We start from the raw sequence: 17,361 nt of genomic DNA on the forward strand, positions 1-17,361 counted from the left end.
TACGACCTGGCGGCCCGTACGGGCCTGGCGGGCCCGGTGGAACTGACGGTCCCTACGGACCTGGGGGTCAAGGCGGAGCCGACGGTCCGTACGGCGGGCCCGGCGGAGCCGACGGCTCCTACGGACCTGGCGGGCCTGCAGGGCATGGTCATGGTGGGCCCGGGACCGAGCAGGGCAGGCCCGGGGCGAACCTCAGCCGGGACCCCTCCGACCCTGACCGCCCGTTCGTGACGGCCGGTCAGATCAGCGGCTCCCGCACCCCTCCCCCCGAGCGCCAGCAGGAGCTCTGGAACACCGTCTTCGGCGACAACTACCAGGCGATGGGCGAGCCGGAGTCGCTGGACGAGCCCGGCAAGCCGCTGTGGATCTACGCCCTGGCCAGCTCGGCGGCCGTAGCCCTGGTGATCGCGCTGCTGTGGGCGTTCATCGCCGGCCCGCTGGCGAGCGAGGACCCGGGCAAGTCCGCGGCGCAGGCCACCCCGTCCCAGTCGGCCCCCGCCACCCCGAGGAAGACGTCCGTCACGATCGGCAGGCTGCCCGCGTACAAGGGCAACGCGTCACCGGTGACCGGCACGGTCCAGGACCCGCAGGCGGGCATCCAGGTCCCCCGGCTCGGCGGCACCTGGCGGCTCGACGAGCGGCCGACGGTCAAGGGCACCTACGGGTACGACACGCGCCAGTACGCCATGGTCGGCGACGACCTGGCCGCCCAGGTGCTGACCGGCCCGCTGCCCGCCAAGCTGGCGGGCAGGTACACCTCTCCGGACGACCTGGAGCCGGTGATCAAGGCGGTCGTGGTCGACGCGCGCAAGCGGCTCTACGCGGACGGCAACAAGGTGCGCAAGATCGCCCAGCAGTCGCTGAAGGTGGGCGACAGCACGGGCAGGCTGATCGCCTACTCGCTCACCTCGCCCACCGAGAAGGCCACGGTCGTCGCCGCCGCGATCAACACGGGCGGCGACGTGCCGGCGATCGTCTTCATGTCGGTGCCCGCGGAGGGCAAGGCGCTGCTGCCGGACGTCAACACCGTCGTCAAGCGGCTGCGCCTGATCTCCCAGGGCTGACCGTCAGAACCTGCACTCCATGTGCTTGATCCCGTTGATGAAGCTGGAGTGCAGCCGGTCCGGGTTGTGACCCTCGATGCCGGGGACGCGCCGCAGCAGCTCGCGGAACATCACGGTGATCTCGCGGCGCGCCAGGTGGGCGCCGAGGCAGAAGTGCGGCCCAGGCCCGCCGAAGCCGACGTGCGGGTTGGGGTGGCGGGTGATGTCGAAGCGCTCGGGGTCGTCGAACACCTCGGGGTCGCGGTTGGCGGCCCAGTAGTAGAGCACGACCTTCTCGCCCGCGCGGTACGGGTTGCCGTTCATGACGTGGTCGCGGGTGACCTTGCGGCGCATGAAGTTGACCGGTGACGCGAGGCGGACGATCTCCTCGACCGCGGTCGGCGCGTGCTTGTCGAAGTCCTGGCTCCAGAGCTCGCGCTGCTCGGGGTTCTTGGTGAGCAGGCGCAGTCCGTACGAGATGGCGTTGCGGGTGGTCTCGTTGCCCGCCACGACGAGCAGGATGAAGAACGAGCCGAGCTCCTGCATGGTCAGCCGCTCGCCGTCGATGTTGGCGTTGACCAGCGAGGAGGTGAGGTCGCTCGTCGGGTTGTCGGCGCGGTGGGCGGCCAGGTCCTGGACGAGCTGCTGGAGCTCCATGCCGGCGGTGAGCAGGCGCTCGGCGATGCCCTCGACGTCGGTGCCGACGTACTCGGGGTCGAAGCCGCCGAGGATCATGTTGGAGCGCTCGAAGACGAACTGGTAGTCGCGCTCCGGGATGCCCATCATGTCGCAGATGATCTTCAGGGGCAGGCGGGCGGCGACCTCGGTGACGAAGTCGCAGCCGGGGCCGTTGGCGAGGAGGTCGTCGACGATCTTCGCGGCGGCGGTGTCGACGTCCGACTCGAACTGCTTGATCATCTTGGGCGTGAAGGCCCGGGAGACGATGCGGCGCAGGCGGGCGTGGCGCGGGTCGTCCATGTTGATCATGGAGCCGAAGTACTCGGTGAACTCCGCCGGCATGTCGGGGATGTTCGTCGCGCCGCCGTCGCCGGAGCAGAAGACCTCCGGGTTGCGGCTGGCTTCGAGGATGTCGGCATGCTTGACCAGGGCGTGGTAGCCGGGCCCCCTGGGCGCGAAGGAGATCTCCGGCTCCGCGAAGAAGGCCGGCGCCGCACGCCGGCGCAGCAGGTCGAAGGCCTGCCTCCGCTCCGACATGGGCCTGGCCCAGAAGTGGGTGTCCGACAGGTCGAAGTCGAGGACGCTCATGGTGCCCATCATTCGAGCATGGGCGGTTCCGCGTCAACACTTTGCACGTACACCGTACGTACCTTTCATCCGAAGTCACGTATACACCGGGTATATACCTCAGGTGTATAGTCGTCCGCCATGACAGTCCCCCTGGCCCTCCTGGGCCTGCTGGATCGCGAGCCCAGCTACGGATACGACCTGAAGCGCGCCTACGACACCTACTTCGGCCGGGGCAAGCCGCTCCCCTTCGGGCAGGTCTACTCCACGCTCGGCCGCCTGGCCAGGGACGGCAAGGTCACGGCCGGTCAGAGCGAGCCCGGCGAGGGCCCCGACCGCAAGCGCTACGCCATCACCCCGGTCGGCAGGCAGGAGGTGGAGGCGTGGCTGGCCGAGCCGGTGGCCGCGGAGCCGCTGCTGCAGACGGTCCTGTTCACGAAGGTCGTGCTGGCGCTGATGCTGGGCCACGACGCGCACGGCTATCTCGACGCGCAGCGCGCCACCCACATGCGGCGCATGCGTGAGCTGTCGGAGATCAAACGCTCCGGCGCCCTGGTCGACGCCCTGCTCGCCGACCACGCCCTGTTCCACCTGGAGGCCGACCTGCGCTGGATCGACGTGACCACGGCCCGCCTGGGCGCGCTGGCGGAGACGGTGCGGCAGTCATGACCGTCGACGGCCTTCCTGTGCCCGGACCGTTGCTGGAGGCCCGCTCCGTCGACCGCTCCCACGGCCGTACGCGGGCGCTGCGCGAGGCGAACCTCTCCGTGACCGCGGGGGAGATCCTGGCGATCATGGGCCCGAGCGGCTCCGGCAAGTCCACGCTGCTCCACTGCCTGGCCGGCGTCTTCACCCCCGACGCGGGCGAGGTCTGGTTCGGCGGGCGGCGGCTGGACACCCTGAGCGACGCCAGGCGGTCCGAGCTGCGCCGCACCGCGTTCGGCTTCGTCTTCCAGTTCGGCCAGCTGGTACCGGAGCTCACGGTGGCCGACAACGTCGCCCTGCCGCTGCTGCTCGGCAGGGCCGGGCGCAAGCAGGCCTACCATCGGGCGCGCGGCTGGCTGCGGCGGCTGGAGCTGGACGACCTGGGCGAGCGGCGCACCGGCGAGCTGTCCGGAGGGCAGGCGCAGCGGGTGGCGATCGCCAGGGCGCTGGTGACGCGGCCCCAGGTGATCTTCGCCGACGAGCCCACCGGCGCGCTCGACTCGCTCGCCGGCGAGAAGGTCATGGAACTGCTCGTCGGCCTGGCCCGCCAGGAGGGCGTGACCGTGATCGTGGTGACCCACGACGCCCGCGTCGCCGCCTGCGCCGACCGGGAGGTCATGGTGCGTGACGGCAAGGTCACCGACCCCTACGCCGGCGGGGCCGTCCGATGACGCTCCGGCTGGGCCTGCGGCTGTCGCTGCGCGGCGGCCGGGAGGCGGCCGTCCGGCTGGCGCTCGTCACCGCCTCCGTCGCGATGGGGGTGACGGTGCTGCTGTCCACGGTGGCGCTGTTCAACGCCTTCCAGGTGACCGCTGACCGCCCGTGCTGGGAGTGCACGACCGGCTCCGCGCCGGGCGGCTGGGCGCTGGGCGCCACCCCGGGCGCCGTGCTGTGGAACCACCGCCAGGACTCCTACGCGGGCCGCCCGATCAAGCGGCTCGACGTCGCCGTCCTCGACGGAACGCCCACAGCGGCCGTGCCCGGCGTCCCCGAGCTGCCCGGCGCGGGGCGCCACTACGTCTCGCCCGCGCTCGCCGAGCTGATGGACGCCGTGCCGCGCGAACAGCTCGCCGGCCGCTTCCCCGGCGACCGCGCCGGGCTGATCGGGCGGGCGGCGCTGTCCGGCCCTGACGACCTGGTCGTCGTCGTCGGCCGGACCCCCGGCGAGCTGGCCGCCATGGCCGGCACCGTGGCCGTCGACGCCGTCGCCACCACCCCGCGCGCGGACGACACCGCGGCCCTCTACGAGCACGGCTTCGGCATCGCCGCCATCGGCCTGATCTTCCCGCTGCTCGTCCTCGTCGGCACGGCCACGCGGCTGGCCTCCGCCCGCCGCGAGGCGCGCTTCGCGGCGATCAGGCTGGCGGGCGCCACCGCGCGGCAGATCAACGTGATCGCCTCGGTGGACGCGGCGCTCGGCGCGCTGCTGGGCGCGCTCGCCGGCGTCGCGGTCTTCCAGGCGGTGCGGCCCGCCCTGGCCGGCGTCGCCGTCACCGGCTCCCGCTTCTTCCCCGACGTGGTCGTGCCGACCGCTCTCCAGTACGGCGCCGTGGTCGCGGGCGTGCCGCTCGCCGCCGCCGGCGCCGCGCTGTGGTCGCTGCGCCGGGTGCGGATCACACCGCTCGGCGCGGCGCGGAAGGTGCGGGCCGCCGCCCCGGGATGGTGGCGGGTGCTCCCGCTGCTGGCGGGGCTGGGGCTGTTCGCGGGCCCGGTGTTCGCGGGCGGCGAGGACCCGGACGCGGTGCTCGTCGACGCCGGTCTGGCGCTGATCATGGTCGGTCTCGTGGTGGCCGGGCCGTGGCTGACGATGCTGGCCGCGCGGCTGGCCGCCCGCGTCACGCGCGGCGCGGCGACGTTGCTGGCCGCGCGGCGGCTGGCGGCCGATCCGAAGGGGGCCTTCCGGTCGGTGAACGGGATCGTGCTGGCGGTCTTCATCGGCACGGCCGTCGCCGGGATCGTCCCCGCCGTCGTCTCGGGCCAGGAGGCGGCGGGCGGCGGCACGCTGAACGAGGTCATGCGGGCGCCGTTCGGGTACGCCGACGCCACCGAGGGTCAGCCTCTGCCGCCCGCCACGGCGGCCGAGCTGCTCGCCAAGTTACGCGCCCATCCCGGCGTCACCGTGCTGCCGATCTACCGCAGGGCCGATACGCCTGCCCTACCCGACGGCCCTCCGCCGTGCGACCCGGGCCCCGGCTGCAGGCTCGACTTCCTGCTCGGGCACGTGGTCGAATGCGACGCCCTGGCCGCCTTCCCGGCGCTCGGCCGGTGCGCCCCGGGCGTCCACGCGGTGACGGCCGACTTCAACCGGCTGCTGACCAGCGACAACATGCTCTCCGTCGACCGCAACCTGCCGGTCGTGGACGCGGGCAACAAGGGCGACACGGCCACAGCCGACCGGCCCCTGGCCGCGGTGCTGATCCACGCGGCCGACCCGGTCGTCCGTGAGCGGATCCGCACGCTGCTCAACCCGTACGTCGCCCTCTCCGGCAGCGCCGAGACACCGCAGACGTTCGCCGAGGTCGCCCAGGCCCGCGCGGTGCTGCTGGACCAGGTGGAACGCGTCGCGCTGGCCATCGTCGCGCTGACCCTGCTGGTGGCGGGCTGCGGCCTGCTGGTGGCGGTCGCCGGCGGCGTGGTGGAGCGCAGGCAGCCCTTCACGCTGCTGCGGCTGTGCGGCACGCCGGCACGGACGCTTACCAGGGTGATGCTGCTGGAGACGGCCGTCCCGGTGGTGCTGGCCGCCCTGGTGGCGGCGGGCGCGGGCTTCGGCGTGGCCGGGCCGGTGATCGACCAGCTGGCGATCAAGAGCGCCCCGGCGACGATGCCTGGCCCCGCCTACTTCCTGACCGTCGGCGGCGGGCTGCTGGCCGCCCTGCTGATCGCCCTCGCCGGTCTGCCGCTGCTCAAGCGCGTGACCACCCCCGACAACGCCCGCTTCGAATAGGACCGCCGATGATCAGCACATGTGTCCGGCGGCTGGCCGCGCCGCTCGCGGCCGCACTGACCGCCTCCCTCCTCGTGGCGGCGCCCGCGCCGGCGCGGGCCGCCGAAGGCCGCTACGCCGCCGACATCAGGCGCACCGAGTACGGCATCCCGCACATCTCCGCGAAGGACCACGGCGGCCTCGGCTACGGCTACGGTTACGCCTTCGCGGAGGACAACCTGTGCGTCATGGCCTCGTGGGCGCTCACCCTGCGCGGCGAGCGGTCGCGCCACTTCGGCGCGGAGGCGATGTCGGACGACGCCGTCGACCCGGTCTCCAACCTGGCCAGCGACGTGTACCACAAGAGCGTCCACGCGTCGGGCGTGCTGCGCCGGGTGCTCGCCCGCCCGGCGCCCCACGGCCCCGGTGCCGAGGTGCGGGCGCTCGTGGACGGCTACGTGGCCGGGTTCAACCGCTACCTGAGCGAGACGGGCGTGGCCGGGTTGCCCGACCCGGCCTGCCGGGGCAAGGACTGGGTCGGCCCCATCACCGCCACGGACGTCTGGATGAACCTGCTCGACCTCGGCCGCCTGGCCGGAAGCTCCTCGTTCAAGGAGGCCATCGCCGCCTCCGGGCAGGAGGAAGAGGAGACGAAGCAGCCGGACAGGAAGAAGAAGGTGAGCGCCCCCGGCAGCAACGCCTACGCCCTCGGGCGCGAGGCCACCCGCGGCGGCCACGGCATGCTGCTGGCCGACCCCCACTTCCCGTGGAACGGCAGCCGCCGCTTCTACCAGGTCCACCTGACCATCCCGGGCGTGCTCGACGTGTCGGGCGGCAGCCTGTACGGCACCCCCATGGTCCAGATCGGCCACAACGCGAGCGTGGCCTGGACGCACACCGTCTCCCACGCCCAGCGCTTCACCCTGTACCGGCTCAAGCTGGTGCCGGGCCGGCGCACCACGTACCTGGTGGACGGCCGGCCCGAGCCGATGGGCCGGCAGGAGGTGTCGGTCACCGTCCGGGACGCCTGGGGCGCGACCAACACAGTCACCACCACCCTGTACACCTCCCGGTACGGCCCGGTGCTGGCCACCGGCTGGACGGAGGGGACGGCGATCGCCCTGGCCGACGTCAACGCCGCCAATCTGCGCTTCGCCGACGAGTGGCTGGCCATCGGCGCCGCCCGCGACCTGGCCGGGCTGCGCCGCGCGCAGGACACCTACCAGGGGATGCCCTTCGTCTACACGCTCGCCGCGGACGCCGGCGGCGAGACGTACTTCGCCGACGCCTCGGTGGTCCCGCACGTCACCGACGAGCAGGCGGATCGCTGCCGCGCCGGGGACGACCCCGAGACGCTCATTTTGGACGGGTCCACGTCGGCCTGTCTGTGGGGCGAGGACGCGGACGCGATCGAGCCGGGCGTCTTCGGCCCCGCCGCCCAGCCCCGGCTGGCCCGCGCCGACTACGTGACCAACGCCAACGCCGATCCCTGGCTGACCAACCCGGAGGCCCCGCTCACCGACTATCCGCGCATCTTCGGCGACACCCGCACGCAACGGGACCTGCGCACCCGGGTCGGCCTCGACATGATCGCCCAGCGGCTGTCGGGCGACGACGGGCTCGGCGCCCCCGGCTTCACGCTGGACACTCTCCAGCGGACGGCGACGGGCAAGCGCAACCTGAGTGCCGAGCTGCTCCGCCCGGATCTGCGCGCGCTGTGCCGGGCCAAGCCCGTGATGACGGCGAGCGACGGCGAGAAGGTCGACGTCCGCCGGGCCTGCGCCACGCTGACGGCCTGGGACGGGCGGGCCCGCCTGGACAGCCGTGGCGCGATCCTGTGGCGCGAGTTCTTCCTGGGCCTGCACCGCCCGCGGAGACGGCCCGACGGCGGGGTCATCCCGCCGAGGAGCTGGTGGAAGGTGCCGTTCGACCCCGAGCACCCGCTCACCACACCGCGCGGGCTCGACCTCGCCAACCCGGTGGTGCCGGCCGCGCTGGCCGACGCCGTGCGGTTCTTCAGGGCCAACGACCTCCCGCTGACGCTGACGCCGGGGCAGGCCCAGTGGTACGGCGCCGTCCCGGTGCCGGGCTGCACCGAGGCGGAGGGGTGCTTCGACCGGATCCGCGCCCGCGGCGCGCTCGGCGAGGAAGGCCGCTATGAGGACGTCGACACCGGCTCCAGCTTCCTGATGGCCGTGGAGCTGACGCCGTCCGGGCCGCGCGCCCGCACCGTGCTGACGTACTCGCTGTCGGCCGACTCGACCTCGCCGCACCACGCCGACCAGACCGAGCTGTTCTCGCGCGGCCGGTGGGTGACCGGGCGGTTCACCGAGGCCGAGATCAGGGCGTATCCGGGGCTCACGACGGTGTCCCTGCGTTGACGCGGGCCTGGCGGAAAACCCGTGGTGGTCGCCGGCGGGTGATCGCTAAGGTGGCCGCGTGACGTTCTTCTACCTGCGTTAGCGACCCGCCGGCGGGTCGCGGACGACCCACCGCCGGCGATGCGGGACGGCCTGCCGCCGTCCCGGGTCGCGACGTGGGAGAAGACAGGTGCGAGATTCGCAACCTGCGGAGGGACGCCGGGCGCGTTCTTCCGCGCACACTCTTGCCGTGGCACGGTCGGTTCGTGGCATCGAACCGCTGGTCGCCGCGGAGATCCGGAATTCACGGCTGGGCCGGGTGAGCGGGCTGCGCCATCGTGAGGTGTGGTTCGAGCCCTCGGGCTCCTGGGCCGGGCTGACAGGGCTGCGGACGGCCGACGACGTGCTGCTGGTGGCGGCCGTCGTGGACGGTGTCGGGCCCGCCCGCGCGGCCCTGCGCCGCCTGGCCGCCGCCGCCCGTACGATCACGTACCCCGGCGTCCCCGCGCAGCCGGGGATCGAGGTTTCCGCGTCGTTCGTGGGGCGGCGCAACTACACGCGGTTCGAGATCGAGGACGCCGTCGGGGCGGAGCTGGCGCGGCGGCTGGGGTCGCCGTACCACTCGCGCTCGGGCGGCGCGGCGCCGCCCGGCGGGTGCGTCGCGTGGCGGGTCACGATCGAGGGCGACCGGGCGGTGATCGCGGTACGGATCGCGGGCCGGCCGCTGCACCGCAGGCCTTACAAGACGGCCTCGATCCGGGGCACCCTGCACCCGCCGCTGGCCGCCGCCATGGCCGGTCTGGCCCGGCTCGCCGGGGCGCGCACGGTCCTGGACCCGTGCTGCGGCGCGGGCACCACCCTCATCGAGGCCGCCGCGCTCGCGCCGCAGGCCGTCCTCCTGGGCCTCGACCACGACCAGGCCGCCATCGCCGCCGCCCGCGAGAACGCCCGCCACGCCGAGGACGGCGCGGACGGCGCACTCCTCGCGGACGGTGCGAGGGTGGCGGGGAGTGCGGAGGTCTTCGGCCGCACGGCTGACCTCCCCGGCCTGGCCGGCGCGAACTGCACGGGCAGGGGCACGAGGTTCCGGTGGGGGGTGGCTGACGCCGGGCGGGTGCCGGTGGCCGGGGGCAGTGTCGATCGGGTGCTGGTGAATCCGCCGTGGGGGCGTCAGGTGCCGCCCGCCGGGGAGCTCGCCCGGGAGCCGGACCGGCTGTGGCGGGAGATCCGCCGCGTGCTGGCCCGCGACGGGCTGGTGGTGGCGTTGTCGTACGACGAAGGCGGGGATCCGCCGGGGTTCGAGACCGTGGAGCGGGTGGAGGTCAGCCTGTCGGGGCGGCATCCCGTACTGGCAGTGCTGCGGCTCAGGGAACGGCGGCGAGCCAGTCGAGGACGAGCCGGTTGACCACGTCCGGCCGCTCCAGGTGCAGGAAGTGGCCCGCGCCGGGCACCAGCTCGGCGCGGGAGCCCGGCGGCAGGTGCGGCAGTGCCTGCTTGACCACGTCGGGCGTGAGGCAGCCGTCGCGGTCGCCGTGCAGGTAGAGGATGGGCGTCGACTCCGCCCTGCCCGGATCCGGGTAGCGCCCGGAGGGCGGGGTGGTGCCCATCATGGCCCGGTAGTAGCCGATGGCCGCCGCCAGGTTGGCCGGCTCCCCGATGCTGCGGCGCACGAAGGCGAGGTCGTCGGAGGCGTCGTAGCCAGGCGACCAGTCCTGCCAGAGCCGGTCCAGGAACCCCGGGGTCGCGGCGGCCGACTCGGCCAGCGGCGTCTGGAAGAGGAACACGTAGAACGACCGCTTGAGCTGGTCGTAGTCCATCAGCCCGGCGAGCAGCGCGGCGGGCGGCGGGACCGCCATGGTCACGGCCGCCCGGAACCGGTCGGCGACCGCGTAGGCGGGGAACGCCCCCCAGTCGTGCCCGACGAGCACCGCGCGCTCGTCGCCGCCGAGCTCCTCGTGCAGGGCGAGCACGTCGGCGGCGAGCGCGGCGCCCTCGTAGGCGGCGTCGGCGGGGATCTCGGTCGGCGCGTAGCCGCGGGTGAAGGGCGCGACCGCGCGGTAGCCGCGCCCGGCGAGCTCGGGCAGCAGGTGACGCCAGGTGTGCGCGGTGTCGGGGAAGCCGTGCAGGCACAGCGCCAGCGGCCCGTCCCCCACGGTCAGATACGAGAACTCCACCCCGTTGGCGTGGACGGTTCTGATCTCCATGACTGCGCAACCTAACATTCCGGACGCCCGCGCGGGGGCGTCCGGGGCCGATCAGCTTTCGGCGATCAGGTCGGCCGCCTTCTCACCGATCATCACCGCCGGGGCGTGGGTGTGGCCCCGGTTGAGCGTCGGCATGACGGAGGCGTCCGCCACCCGCAGCCCCGCCACGCCGCGCACGCGCAGCGACGGGTCCACGACCGACGCCTCGTCCACGCCCATCCGGCAGGTGCCGACGGGGTGGTAGAGAGTCTCGCCGCGTTCCCTGATCCACTGGGCGATCTCCTCATCGCTCTCCGGCATGGTGTACGGGGGCATCGGCCCGCCCGCGTACGGCTTCATCGCGTTGGTGGCGAACACCTGCTTGGCCGTCTTGAGCCCGGCCGTCAGCCGTTCGACGTCGACGCCGGCGCTCAGGTAGGCGGGGTCGACCACCACCTCGCGGCCGTTCAGGCCGATCCTGCCCCGGCTCTCGGGCTGCAGCAGCACGACGCCGACGGTCAGCCCGTGGCCGGTGGGCGGGGTGAGGCCGTGGTCCTTGAACGGCACCGGGGCGTAGACCAGCTCGATGTCGGGGGCCGGCTCCTCCGGGGAGGTCCTGATGAAGGCGACCGCCTCACCCACGTTCGAGGTGAGCATGCCGGAGCGGAACACCAGGTAGCGCAGCAGGTTGGCGACGGACTCCGCCCTGGTGAGCGTGACGGGCTTGGTGCAGGAGACGAAGGCGCCGGTGGACAGGTGGTCCTGGAGGTTCTTGCCGACCTCGGGGAGGTCGCGCACGACCGGCACGCCGGCGTCGCGCAGTTCGTCGCCGGCCCCGACGCCGGAGCGCATGAGCAGGTAGGGGGAGCCGATGGCGCCCGCCGACAGGATGACCTCGCGCCTGGCCCTGATCTGGGCGCCGCCGCTGTGCTCGATGCCGGTGGCGCGCCCGTCCTCGATCGTGATCCGGTCCACGGGGGCCTCGGTGATCACGGTGAGGTTCGGCCGGGGCAGCGCGGGGCGCAGGTACGCGTCCGCGGCGCTCCAGCGGCGGCCCCGGTCCTGGGTGACGGGGGTGGGGCTGTAGCCCTCGTTGGACGGGCCGTTGAGCTCGTCCAGGCGGCGTAACCCGAGCTCCTCGCAGGCTTTGAGGAACGCGGCGGTGGTGACGTTGGGGCTGCGCAGCTCGGAGATGAGCAGCGGGCCGGTGGTCCCGTAGACGCCGCCGTGGTTGCTGCCGACGCGGCGCTCGGCCCGGTGGAAGTACGGCAGCACGTCCTCGTACCCCCAGCCGGGGATCCGCCACTGGTCGTAGTCCAGGGCGCAGCCGCGCACCCACATCTGGGCGTTGAGCGAGGAGGAGCCGCCGAGGACCCGCCCGCGCGGCCAGTAGAGCTCGCGCCCGGCCATCTCGCCCTGCTTCGCGGTGGTGAAGTCCCAGTCGTACGGGGTCTTGAAGAGTTTGGGGAACCCGAGGGGCATGCGGATCTCGAGCTTGTCGTCCTGGCCGCCGGCCTCGACGAGCGCCACGGACACCGCGGGGTCGGCCGAGAGCCTCGCCGCCAGCACGCACCCCGCCGAACCGGCTCCGACGATCACGTAGTCGTACTCCATGGACCCCTCCCAGGGGCGAGTAACTTGTTACTTGCTTACTCCAGCGGCGGCATCGCGTCCATACGCATCTGTAACCTGAGTTACCTACCGGTTGGTATGCCCCCGCTGCGAAGATGTGGCCGAAGGCCCAACAAGGAGGGAAGGCGTCATGCTCAACCTGTCGATCGTCCTGGAAGACAGTGCCAGGAACACTCCGGAGAACACGGCCGTCGTCTTCGGCGACATGCGGCTGCCGTACTCCATGATCGACACCGTGGCCAACCAGGTCGCGAACCTGCTGGTCTCGCGGGGCATCGGCAAGGGCGACAAGGTCGCGATCGCCTGTCCCAACCTGCCGTACTTCCCGTTCGTCTACTTCGGCATCCTCAAGGCCGGGGCGACCGTGGTGCCGCTCAATGTGCTGCTGCAGTCCAGGGAGATCAGCTATCACCTGGACGACAGCGACGCCAAGGCGCTGTTCTGCTTCGAGGGCACGCCCGAGCTGCCGCTGGGCGAGCGCGGCCGGGCGGGGTTCGAGGGGGCCGAGGGCTGCGACCACTTCTTCGTGCTGCCGGCCACGCCGCTGGCGACCGAGTCGGAGTACGGGGAGTCGGTCTGGGCGGCGCTGAACGGCATGTCCGGCGAGTTCGAGACCGTGCAGACCTCGGCCGACGACACCGCCGTCATCCTCTACACCTCGGGCACCACCGGCCAGCCCAAGGGCGCCGAGCTGAGCCACCAGAACATGCTGATGAACGTCATGGTCAACGACAAGATGTTCCCGCGCTCGGAGAACGGCGACACCTACATGGGCGTGCTGCCGCTGTTCCACTCCTTCGGGCAGACGGTGGTCATGAACACCGGGTTCATGCGCGGCGCCAAGCTGGTGCTCATGCCGCGCTTCGAGCCGGGCGAGGCGCTGGAGCTGATGCGCCGCGAGGAGGCGACGTTCTTCGCGGGCGTGCCGACCATGTACTGGGCCATGCTCACCAAGATCCACGCCGAGGGCGCGGAGCCCCCGGCCACGCTGCAGGTCGCGGTGGCGGGCGGCTCCGCCTCCCCCGTCGAGGTGCTCAAGGACTTCGAGCAGACCTTCGGCATCGGCATCCTGGAGGGCTACGGCCTGTCCGAGACCGCCCCGGTGGCCAGCTTCAACCAGCCGGGCCGCCCGGCCAAGCCCGGCACGATCGGCACCCCGATCTGGGGCGTGGAGATGAAGCTGATCGACAACGACTGGAAGACGGTCGAGGGCGAGGGCCCCGGCGAGATCGCGATCCGCGGCCACAACATCATGAAGGGCTACTACGGCCGGCCCGAGGCGAGCGCCGAGGTGATGCGCGACGGCTGGTTCCGCACCGGCGACATCGCCACCCGCGACGCCGACGGCTACTACTCGATCATCGACAGGGCCAAGGACATGATCATCCGCGGCGGGTTCAACGTCTACCCGCGCGAGGTGGAAGAGATCCTCATGACGCACGAGGCGGTCTCGCTCGCGGCGGTGGTGGGCGTGCCGCACGACTCCCACGGCGAGGAGGTCAAGGCGTACGTCATCCTCGACGCGGGCGCGAGCCTCACCGAGGACGAGCTCGTCGCCTGGGCCAGGGACAACATGGCGGCCTACAAGTACCCGAGGATCGTGGAGTTCCGCGACGCGCTGCCGATGACGGCCACCGGCAAGATCCTCAAGCGCGAGCTGCGCTGAGCCCCGCGGGCCCCCTTCCGGAGGGAGGGGGCCCGCGAGCGAAACGCTTTCCCCCGCGTCCGCGATCTGTTCGTGTACGGCTCACGAACATCGGAGGATCGCATGGAAGCTGGCACGCTCGCCGTTCCCGGCGCCGAGCTGTACTACGAGCTGCGCGGGTCCGGGCCGGTCCTGCTGCTGGTGAACGGCGGCGAGGGGGACGCGGGCGCGTTCGCGCCGCTGGCCGCGCTGCTCGCCGACCACTACACCGTGATCACCTACGATCCGCGCGGCAACTCGCGGAGCCGGCTGACCTCCCCGATCGGCGAGCAGCGCATCCCCCAGCACGCCCGCGACGCGCACCTGCTGCTGCGCGCGCTCTGCCGGGAGCCCGCCTACCTCTTCGGCACGAGCTACGGCGGCATGGTCGTGATGGACCTGCTGGCCGCCCGTCCCGAGCAGGTGCGCGCGGCGGTCGCGCACGAGCCGCTCCTCATCGAGCTGCTGCCCGACGCCGACCGCTGGCACGCCGCCTTCCAGGAGGTGTACGAGACGTACGAGCGGGAGGGCGCGCCGGCGGCGGTCCGGGCGCTGAGCGCCCTGCTCGGCGTCGCCGCGCCGCCGGAGGCGTCGGCCGGGCTGCCGCCTCCGGTCGCCGACATGCTGGCGCGGGTCCAGGCCAACATGTCCTTCTGCGTGGCGTACGAGCTGCGGTCGTTCGTCCGTTACGTGCCCGACCTGGAGGCGTTGCGGGGCGGCAAGTTCACGCTGGCCACCGGCGGCGAGACGGGGTCCACCGTCGGCCACCGCACCGCCCTCGCCCTCGCCGAGGAGCTCGGGCTGGACATCGCCGGCTTCCCCGGCGGGCACGTGGGTTTCCTCACGCACCCGGCCGAGTTCGCCAAGACGTTGTACGAGGTGCTGGAGAGCTGATCAGGGCCAGTCGCGGGACGGGCGCAGCGGCATGCCGGAGCGCCCCTGGTCATCCAGCTTGACGCCGAGCACCTGGTGGAGCTGGATCTTGTTGCGCTCGAAGCCGACGATGCAGCCCGCCATGTAGAGGGCCCAGACGCGGGCGGTGCCCATGCCGACCTCCTGGACCGCGTCCTCCCAGTTGGCGTCCAGGTTGTCGCACCAGTGGCTCAGCGTCTTGGCGTAGTGCTCGCGCAGGTTCTCCTCGTGGCGGATCTCGAAGCCGTTGTCCTCCATCTGCCTGACCAGGTAGCCGACCGACTCCAGCTCGCCGTCGGGGAAGACGTAGCGGTTGATGAAGCCGCCCTTGTTGAACGTCTTCTCCTTGCCGGTGGGCCGGGTGATGCAGTGGTTGAGCAGCCGGCCGCCGGGCTTGAGCTTGCCGTTGAGGAAACCGAAGTAGGCGGGCAGGTTGTCCTTGCCGATGTGCTCGGTCAGGCCGATGGAGCTGACGGCGTCGAAGTCGCTCTCGGTGACGTCGCGGTAGTCCATGTGGCGAACCTCGGCGAGGTCCTGCAGCCCGGCCTCGGCGATGGCCTTCTGCGCGTACTCGGCCTGCTGGCGGCTGAGCGTCACGCCGAGCGCCTTGACGCCGTAGTGCTGGGCGGCGTGGATGACCATGCCGCCCCAGCCGCAGCCGACGTCGAGCAGCCGCATGCCCTCCCGGAGCCCGAGCTTGCGGGCCACCAGGTCGAACTTGGCGAACTGGGCCTCCTCCAGCGTGGCGTCCTCGGAGGGGAAGGTGGCGCAGGTGTAGGCCATGGAGGGGCCGAGCACCCACGAGTAGAACCGGTTGGACACGTCGTAGTGGTGGTGGATGGCCTCGGCGTCGCGCTGCTTGGCGTGGCGCGAGCCCAGCCTGGCCAGCGCGCTGGTGCGCACCTCCTGCGGCGGCACAGGGACGCGCATGAGCAGCGGCTTGAGCCCCAGCGAGCGGACCGCGGCGACCTTCTCGGCCGGGGTCAGGTCGTTGGTCGTGATGTTCCACATCCGGTCGAGCAGGGTGTAGAGGTCGCCGTGCACGTCGATGTGGCCCGACACGTACGCCCGGGCCAGCCCCAGCTCGCCGGGGGCCTGCGCCAGGTAGGCCACCGCGATGGGCGACTTCACCTCAAGGGTGACGTCGGCGCCGTCGGGACCCGCCTTGCTGCCGTCATACGCCATGAACGCGATGCCGGCGTCCGTACCGACGATCTTCTCGAAGATGGACGCGAGAGCCATCACATCACCTTCCCCGCACACACTTGTCGTACAGATCAAGCAGGCGGCCGCTCGGATCGTATTCCCGCTTGACCGGCCAGTAGGTGTCGCCGTTGTACAGCCGCCAGAACTCGTCGCGGCCGTAGAAGGACGTCGAGTAGAGCGACTTGTGCCCGTCGAGCTCGTGCACCGCGTTCTCGATGAGCCGGTTGTGGTGGCCGTCGAACCGCCCCCGCGGCAGCGGCACCATGCCCCAGAAACCGAAGTTCACGTACAGCTTCCCGGGCTCCAGGGGGTAGAGCGGCCAGCGGGAGCTCGCCCGCAGCGGGCACATCCAGACCGGCGTCATGCCGACCTCGCCGTGGAAGAACTCCAGGAACTCCGCGCCGCGCTCGACCGGCACCTCGACGTCCTGGATGACCGACTCCTGCACCGGCCGGCCGCGCCAGCGGTCGATGCGGGCGGTGACGCCGTGCTTGCGGTCGAGGGCCACGAGCCTGCGGTAGACGTCGGAGCGCATCCAGCGGCGCGGCATGAACGTGCGGACCATCGGCTGCTGCACGCCGAACGCGCGCGAGCACCAGAACCAGTCGGTGTCCCAGCGCCACAGGTAGTCGCGCACGGTCAGCCAGTCGCGGCCGCGCTGCCGGATCGACTGGTAGTAGATGCGCATGCCGGTGTAGTCGGAGGTGTAGGGCGCCCGGTCGGCGAAGCGGCCGACGGTGAGGTAGAGCTCCTGCGGGCCGAAGAAGACCCCGTCGACGAAGTCGACCGGCTCGCCGTCGTGCTCCATGCTCTCGCAGATCTCCTGCATGGCCAGCATGCACTTGTCGGCGTCGGTGAACCTGACGTGGGTGAGCCGCACGTACGGATGGACCTTGCGCAGCTTGATGCGCAGGCGCAGCGCGTAGCCGAGGGTGCCGTAGGAGTTGGGGAAGGCCCGGAAGAGGTCGTGGTGCTCGTTGTCGTCACGGGCGACGATGACGCGGCCGTCGCCGGTGAGGATCTCCAGCTCCTCGACCGACTCGTGGGGCAGGCCGTCGCGGAAGCTGGTCGACTCGATGCCGAGCCCGGTCACGGCCCCGCCCAGGGTGATGGTCTTGAGCTGGGGGACGACGTACGGCATCAACCCGTGGCGGAGCGTGGCGTCCACGAGGTGCTCGTAGGTGGTCATGCCCTGGACCTCGGCGGTCATCGTCTCGGGGTCGACGCTGATGACCTCGTCGAGATCCCTGGCGGAAAGCCCGGCCGTCTTGCCGGAGTCGCGGAACCTGAACAGGTTGGACGTGGCCTTGGCCAGGCGCGGCGCGGCGTCGCCGGGAATCTCGGCGTAGGAGCGCCGGATGTGCTCCACTGCCCGTCGGTGTGTCGACATCGTCGTCTTCACGCAAGCACCCCCTGGAGCCGGCAGAGATCGTCGACAGAACGTTATCTCTCCGGGACAACATGGAAC

14 protein-coding genes are annotated in these 17,361 nt (G+C 72.1%); 9 read left to right on the forward strand and 5 right to left on the reverse strand.

Annotation, left to right across the window (positions count from 1 at the left end):
• Positions 1-231, forward strand: a 231-nt coding sequence (locus tag ACIBF7_RS19275) for a hypothetical protein (protein ID WP_397197734.1), incomplete at its 5' end; no start/stop codon positions are given.
• Positions 228-1,064 (forward strand): hypothetical protein, encoded by an 837-nt coding sequence (locus ACIBF7_RS19280; protein ID WP_397197735.1) that lies wholly within the window; start codon positions 228-230, stop codon positions 1,062-1,064. The genes ACIBF7_RS19275 and ACIBF7_RS19280, both read left to right, overlap by 4 nt.
• A 3-nt stretch (positions 1,065-1,067) precedes the next feature.
• On the opposite strand, the gene ACIBF7_RS19285 is transcribed toward ACIBF7_RS19280, so the two are convergent.
• Complete coding sequence (locus ACIBF7_RS19285) at positions 1,068-2,309, reverse strand: cytochrome P450 (RefSeq protein WP_148030131.1); 1,242 nt, start codon at positions 2,307-2,309, stop codon at positions 1,068-1,070.
• 120 nt (positions 2,310-2,429) lie between these two features.
• Here ACIBF7_RS19285 and ACIBF7_RS19290 point away from each other — a divergent pair, with 120 nt between their 5' ends.
• The 5 genes from ACIBF7_RS19290 to ACIBF7_RS19310 all read left to right on the forward strand — a co-directional run bounded on the left by ACIBF7_RS19290 (position 2,430) and on the right by ACIBF7_RS19310 (position 9,681).
• The gene (locus ACIBF7_RS19290) at positions 2,430-2,957 is read left to right on the forward strand and encodes a PadR family transcriptional regulator (protein WP_148030130.1); all 528 of its coding nucleotides are present in this window, start codon (positions 2,430-2,432) and stop codon (positions 2,955-2,957) included.
• The gene (locus ACIBF7_RS19295) at positions 2,954-3,664 is read left to right on the forward strand and encodes an ABC transporter ATP-binding protein (RefSeq protein ID WP_148030129.1); all 711 of its coding nucleotides are present in this window, start codon (positions 2,954-2,956) and stop codon (positions 3,662-3,664) included. Before ACIBF7_RS19290 ends, ACIBF7_RS19295 begins: the two co-directional genes overlap by 4 nt.
• Entirely contained in the window at positions 3,661-5,937 is a 2,277-nt protein-coding gene (locus ACIBF7_RS19300; RefSeq protein ID WP_271279370.1) for an FtsX-like permease family protein, read from the forward strand. Before ACIBF7_RS19295 ends, ACIBF7_RS19300 begins: the two co-directional genes overlap by 4 nt.
• A gap of 8 nt (positions 5,938-5,945) precedes the next feature.
• On the forward strand, positions 5,946-8,297 hold the full coding sequence (locus ACIBF7_RS19305; protein WP_271279371.1) for a penicillin acylase family protein: 2,352 nt from the start codon (positions 5,946-5,948) through the stop codon (positions 8,295-8,297).
• A 229-nt stretch (positions 8,298-8,526) separates the two neighbouring features.
• Entirely contained in the window at positions 8,527-9,681 is a 1,155-nt protein-coding gene (locus ACIBF7_RS19310; RefSeq protein ID WP_271279372.1) for a methyltransferase domain-containing protein, read from the forward strand.
• Here ACIBF7_RS19310 and ACIBF7_RS19315 read toward each other — a convergent pair.
• The gene (locus tag ACIBF7_RS19315) at positions 9,641-10,480 is read right to left on the reverse strand and encodes an alpha/beta fold hydrolase (RefSeq protein ID WP_219550675.1); all 840 of its coding nucleotides are present in this window, start codon (positions 10,478-10,480) and stop codon (positions 9,641-9,643) included. The genes ACIBF7_RS19310 and ACIBF7_RS19315 overlap by 41 nt on opposite strands.
• A gap of 51 nt (positions 10,481-10,531) precedes the next feature.
• Entirely contained in the window at positions 10,532-12,073 is a 1,542-nt protein-coding gene (locus ACIBF7_RS19320; RefSeq protein ID WP_271279373.1) for a GMC family oxidoreductase, read from the reverse strand.
• 148 nt (positions 12,074-12,221) lie between these two features.
• Between ACIBF7_RS19320 and ACIBF7_RS19325 the strand changes: the two genes are divergently transcribed.
• The gene (locus ACIBF7_RS19325; protein ID WP_271279374.1) at positions 12,222-13,757 is read left to right on the forward strand and encodes a long-chain fatty acid--CoA ligase; all 1,536 of its coding nucleotides are present in this window, start codon (positions 12,222-12,224) and stop codon (positions 13,755-13,757) included.
• A 102-nt stretch (positions 13,758-13,859) separates the two neighbouring features.
• Entirely contained in the window at positions 13,860-14,669 is an 810-nt protein-coding gene (locus tag ACIBF7_RS19330; RefSeq protein WP_148030122.1) for an alpha/beta fold hydrolase, read from the forward strand.
• Here ACIBF7_RS19330 and ACIBF7_RS19335 read toward each other — a convergent pair whose 3' ends face one another.
• Positions 14,670-15,929 carry a cyclopropane-fatty-acyl-phospholipid synthase family protein gene (locus ACIBF7_RS19335; protein ID WP_271279375.1) on the reverse strand — a complete coding sequence of 420 codons (1,260 nt, stop codon included), beginning with the start codon at positions 15,927-15,929 and terminating at the stop codon, positions 14,670-14,672.
• Between the two features lie 4 nt (positions 15,930-15,933).
• Positions 15,934-17,283 (reverse strand): FAD-binding oxidoreductase, encoded by a 1,350-nt coding sequence (locus tag ACIBF7_RS19340; RefSeq protein ID WP_271279376.1) that lies wholly within the window; start codon positions 17,281-17,283, stop codon positions 15,934-15,936.
• Positions 17,284-17,361 lie beyond the last annotated feature (78 nt).

The sequence above is a fragment of the Nonomuraea sp. NPDC050478 genome (assembly GCF_044458265.1).
In the GTDB taxonomy this organism is placed as follows: domain Bacteria; phylum Actinomycetota; class Actinomycetes; order Streptosporangiales; family Streptosporangiaceae; genus Nonomuraea; species Nonomuraea ferruginea.

Bases quoted from the DNA above. Each gene is read 5' to 3' on its own strand.
- ACIBF7_RS19330 (WP_148030122.1), top strand. From the start codon at position 13,860: ATGGAAGCTGGCACGCTCGCCGTTCCCGGCGCCGAGCTGTACTACGAG.
- ACIBF7_RS19300 (WP_271279370.1), top strand. From the start codon at position 3,661: ATGACGCTCCGGCTGGGCCTGCGGCTGTCGCTGCGCGGCGGCCGGGAG.
- ACIBF7_RS19285 (WP_148030131.1), bottom strand. From the start codon at position 2,309: ATGAGCGTCCTCGACTTCGACCTGTCGGACACCCACTTCTGGGCCAGG.
- ACIBF7_RS19315 (WP_219550675.1), bottom strand. From the start codon at position 10,480: ATGGAGATCAGAACCGTCCACGCCAACGGGGTGGAGTTCTCGTATCTG.
- ACIBF7_RS19295 (WP_148030129.1), top strand. From the start codon at position 2,954: ATGACCGTCGACGGCCTTCCTGTGCCCGGACCGTTGCTGGAGGCCCGC.
- ACIBF7_RS19340 (WP_271279376.1), bottom strand. From the start codon at position 17,283: ATGTCGACACACCGACGGGCAGTGGAGCACATCCGGCGCTCCTACGCC.
- ACIBF7_RS19305 (WP_271279371.1), top strand. From the start codon at position 5,946: ATGATCAGCACATGTGTCCGGCGGCTGGCCGCGCCGCTCGCGGCCGCA.
- ACIBF7_RS19290 (WP_148030130.1), top strand. From the start codon at position 2,430: ATGACAGTCCCCCTGGCCCTCCTGGGCCTGCTGGATCGCGAGCCCAGC.
- ACIBF7_RS19320 (WP_271279373.1), bottom strand. From the start codon at position 12,073: ATGGAGTACGACTACGTGATCGTCGGAGCCGGTTCGGCGGGGTGCGTG.
- ACIBF7_RS19335 (WP_271279375.1), bottom strand. From the start codon at position 15,929: ATGGCTCTCGCGTCCATCTTCGAGAAGATCGTCGGTACGGACGCCGGC.
- ACIBF7_RS19325 (WP_271279374.1), top strand. From the start codon at position 12,222: ATGCTCAACCTGTCGATCGTCCTGGAAGACAGTGCCAGGAACACTCCG.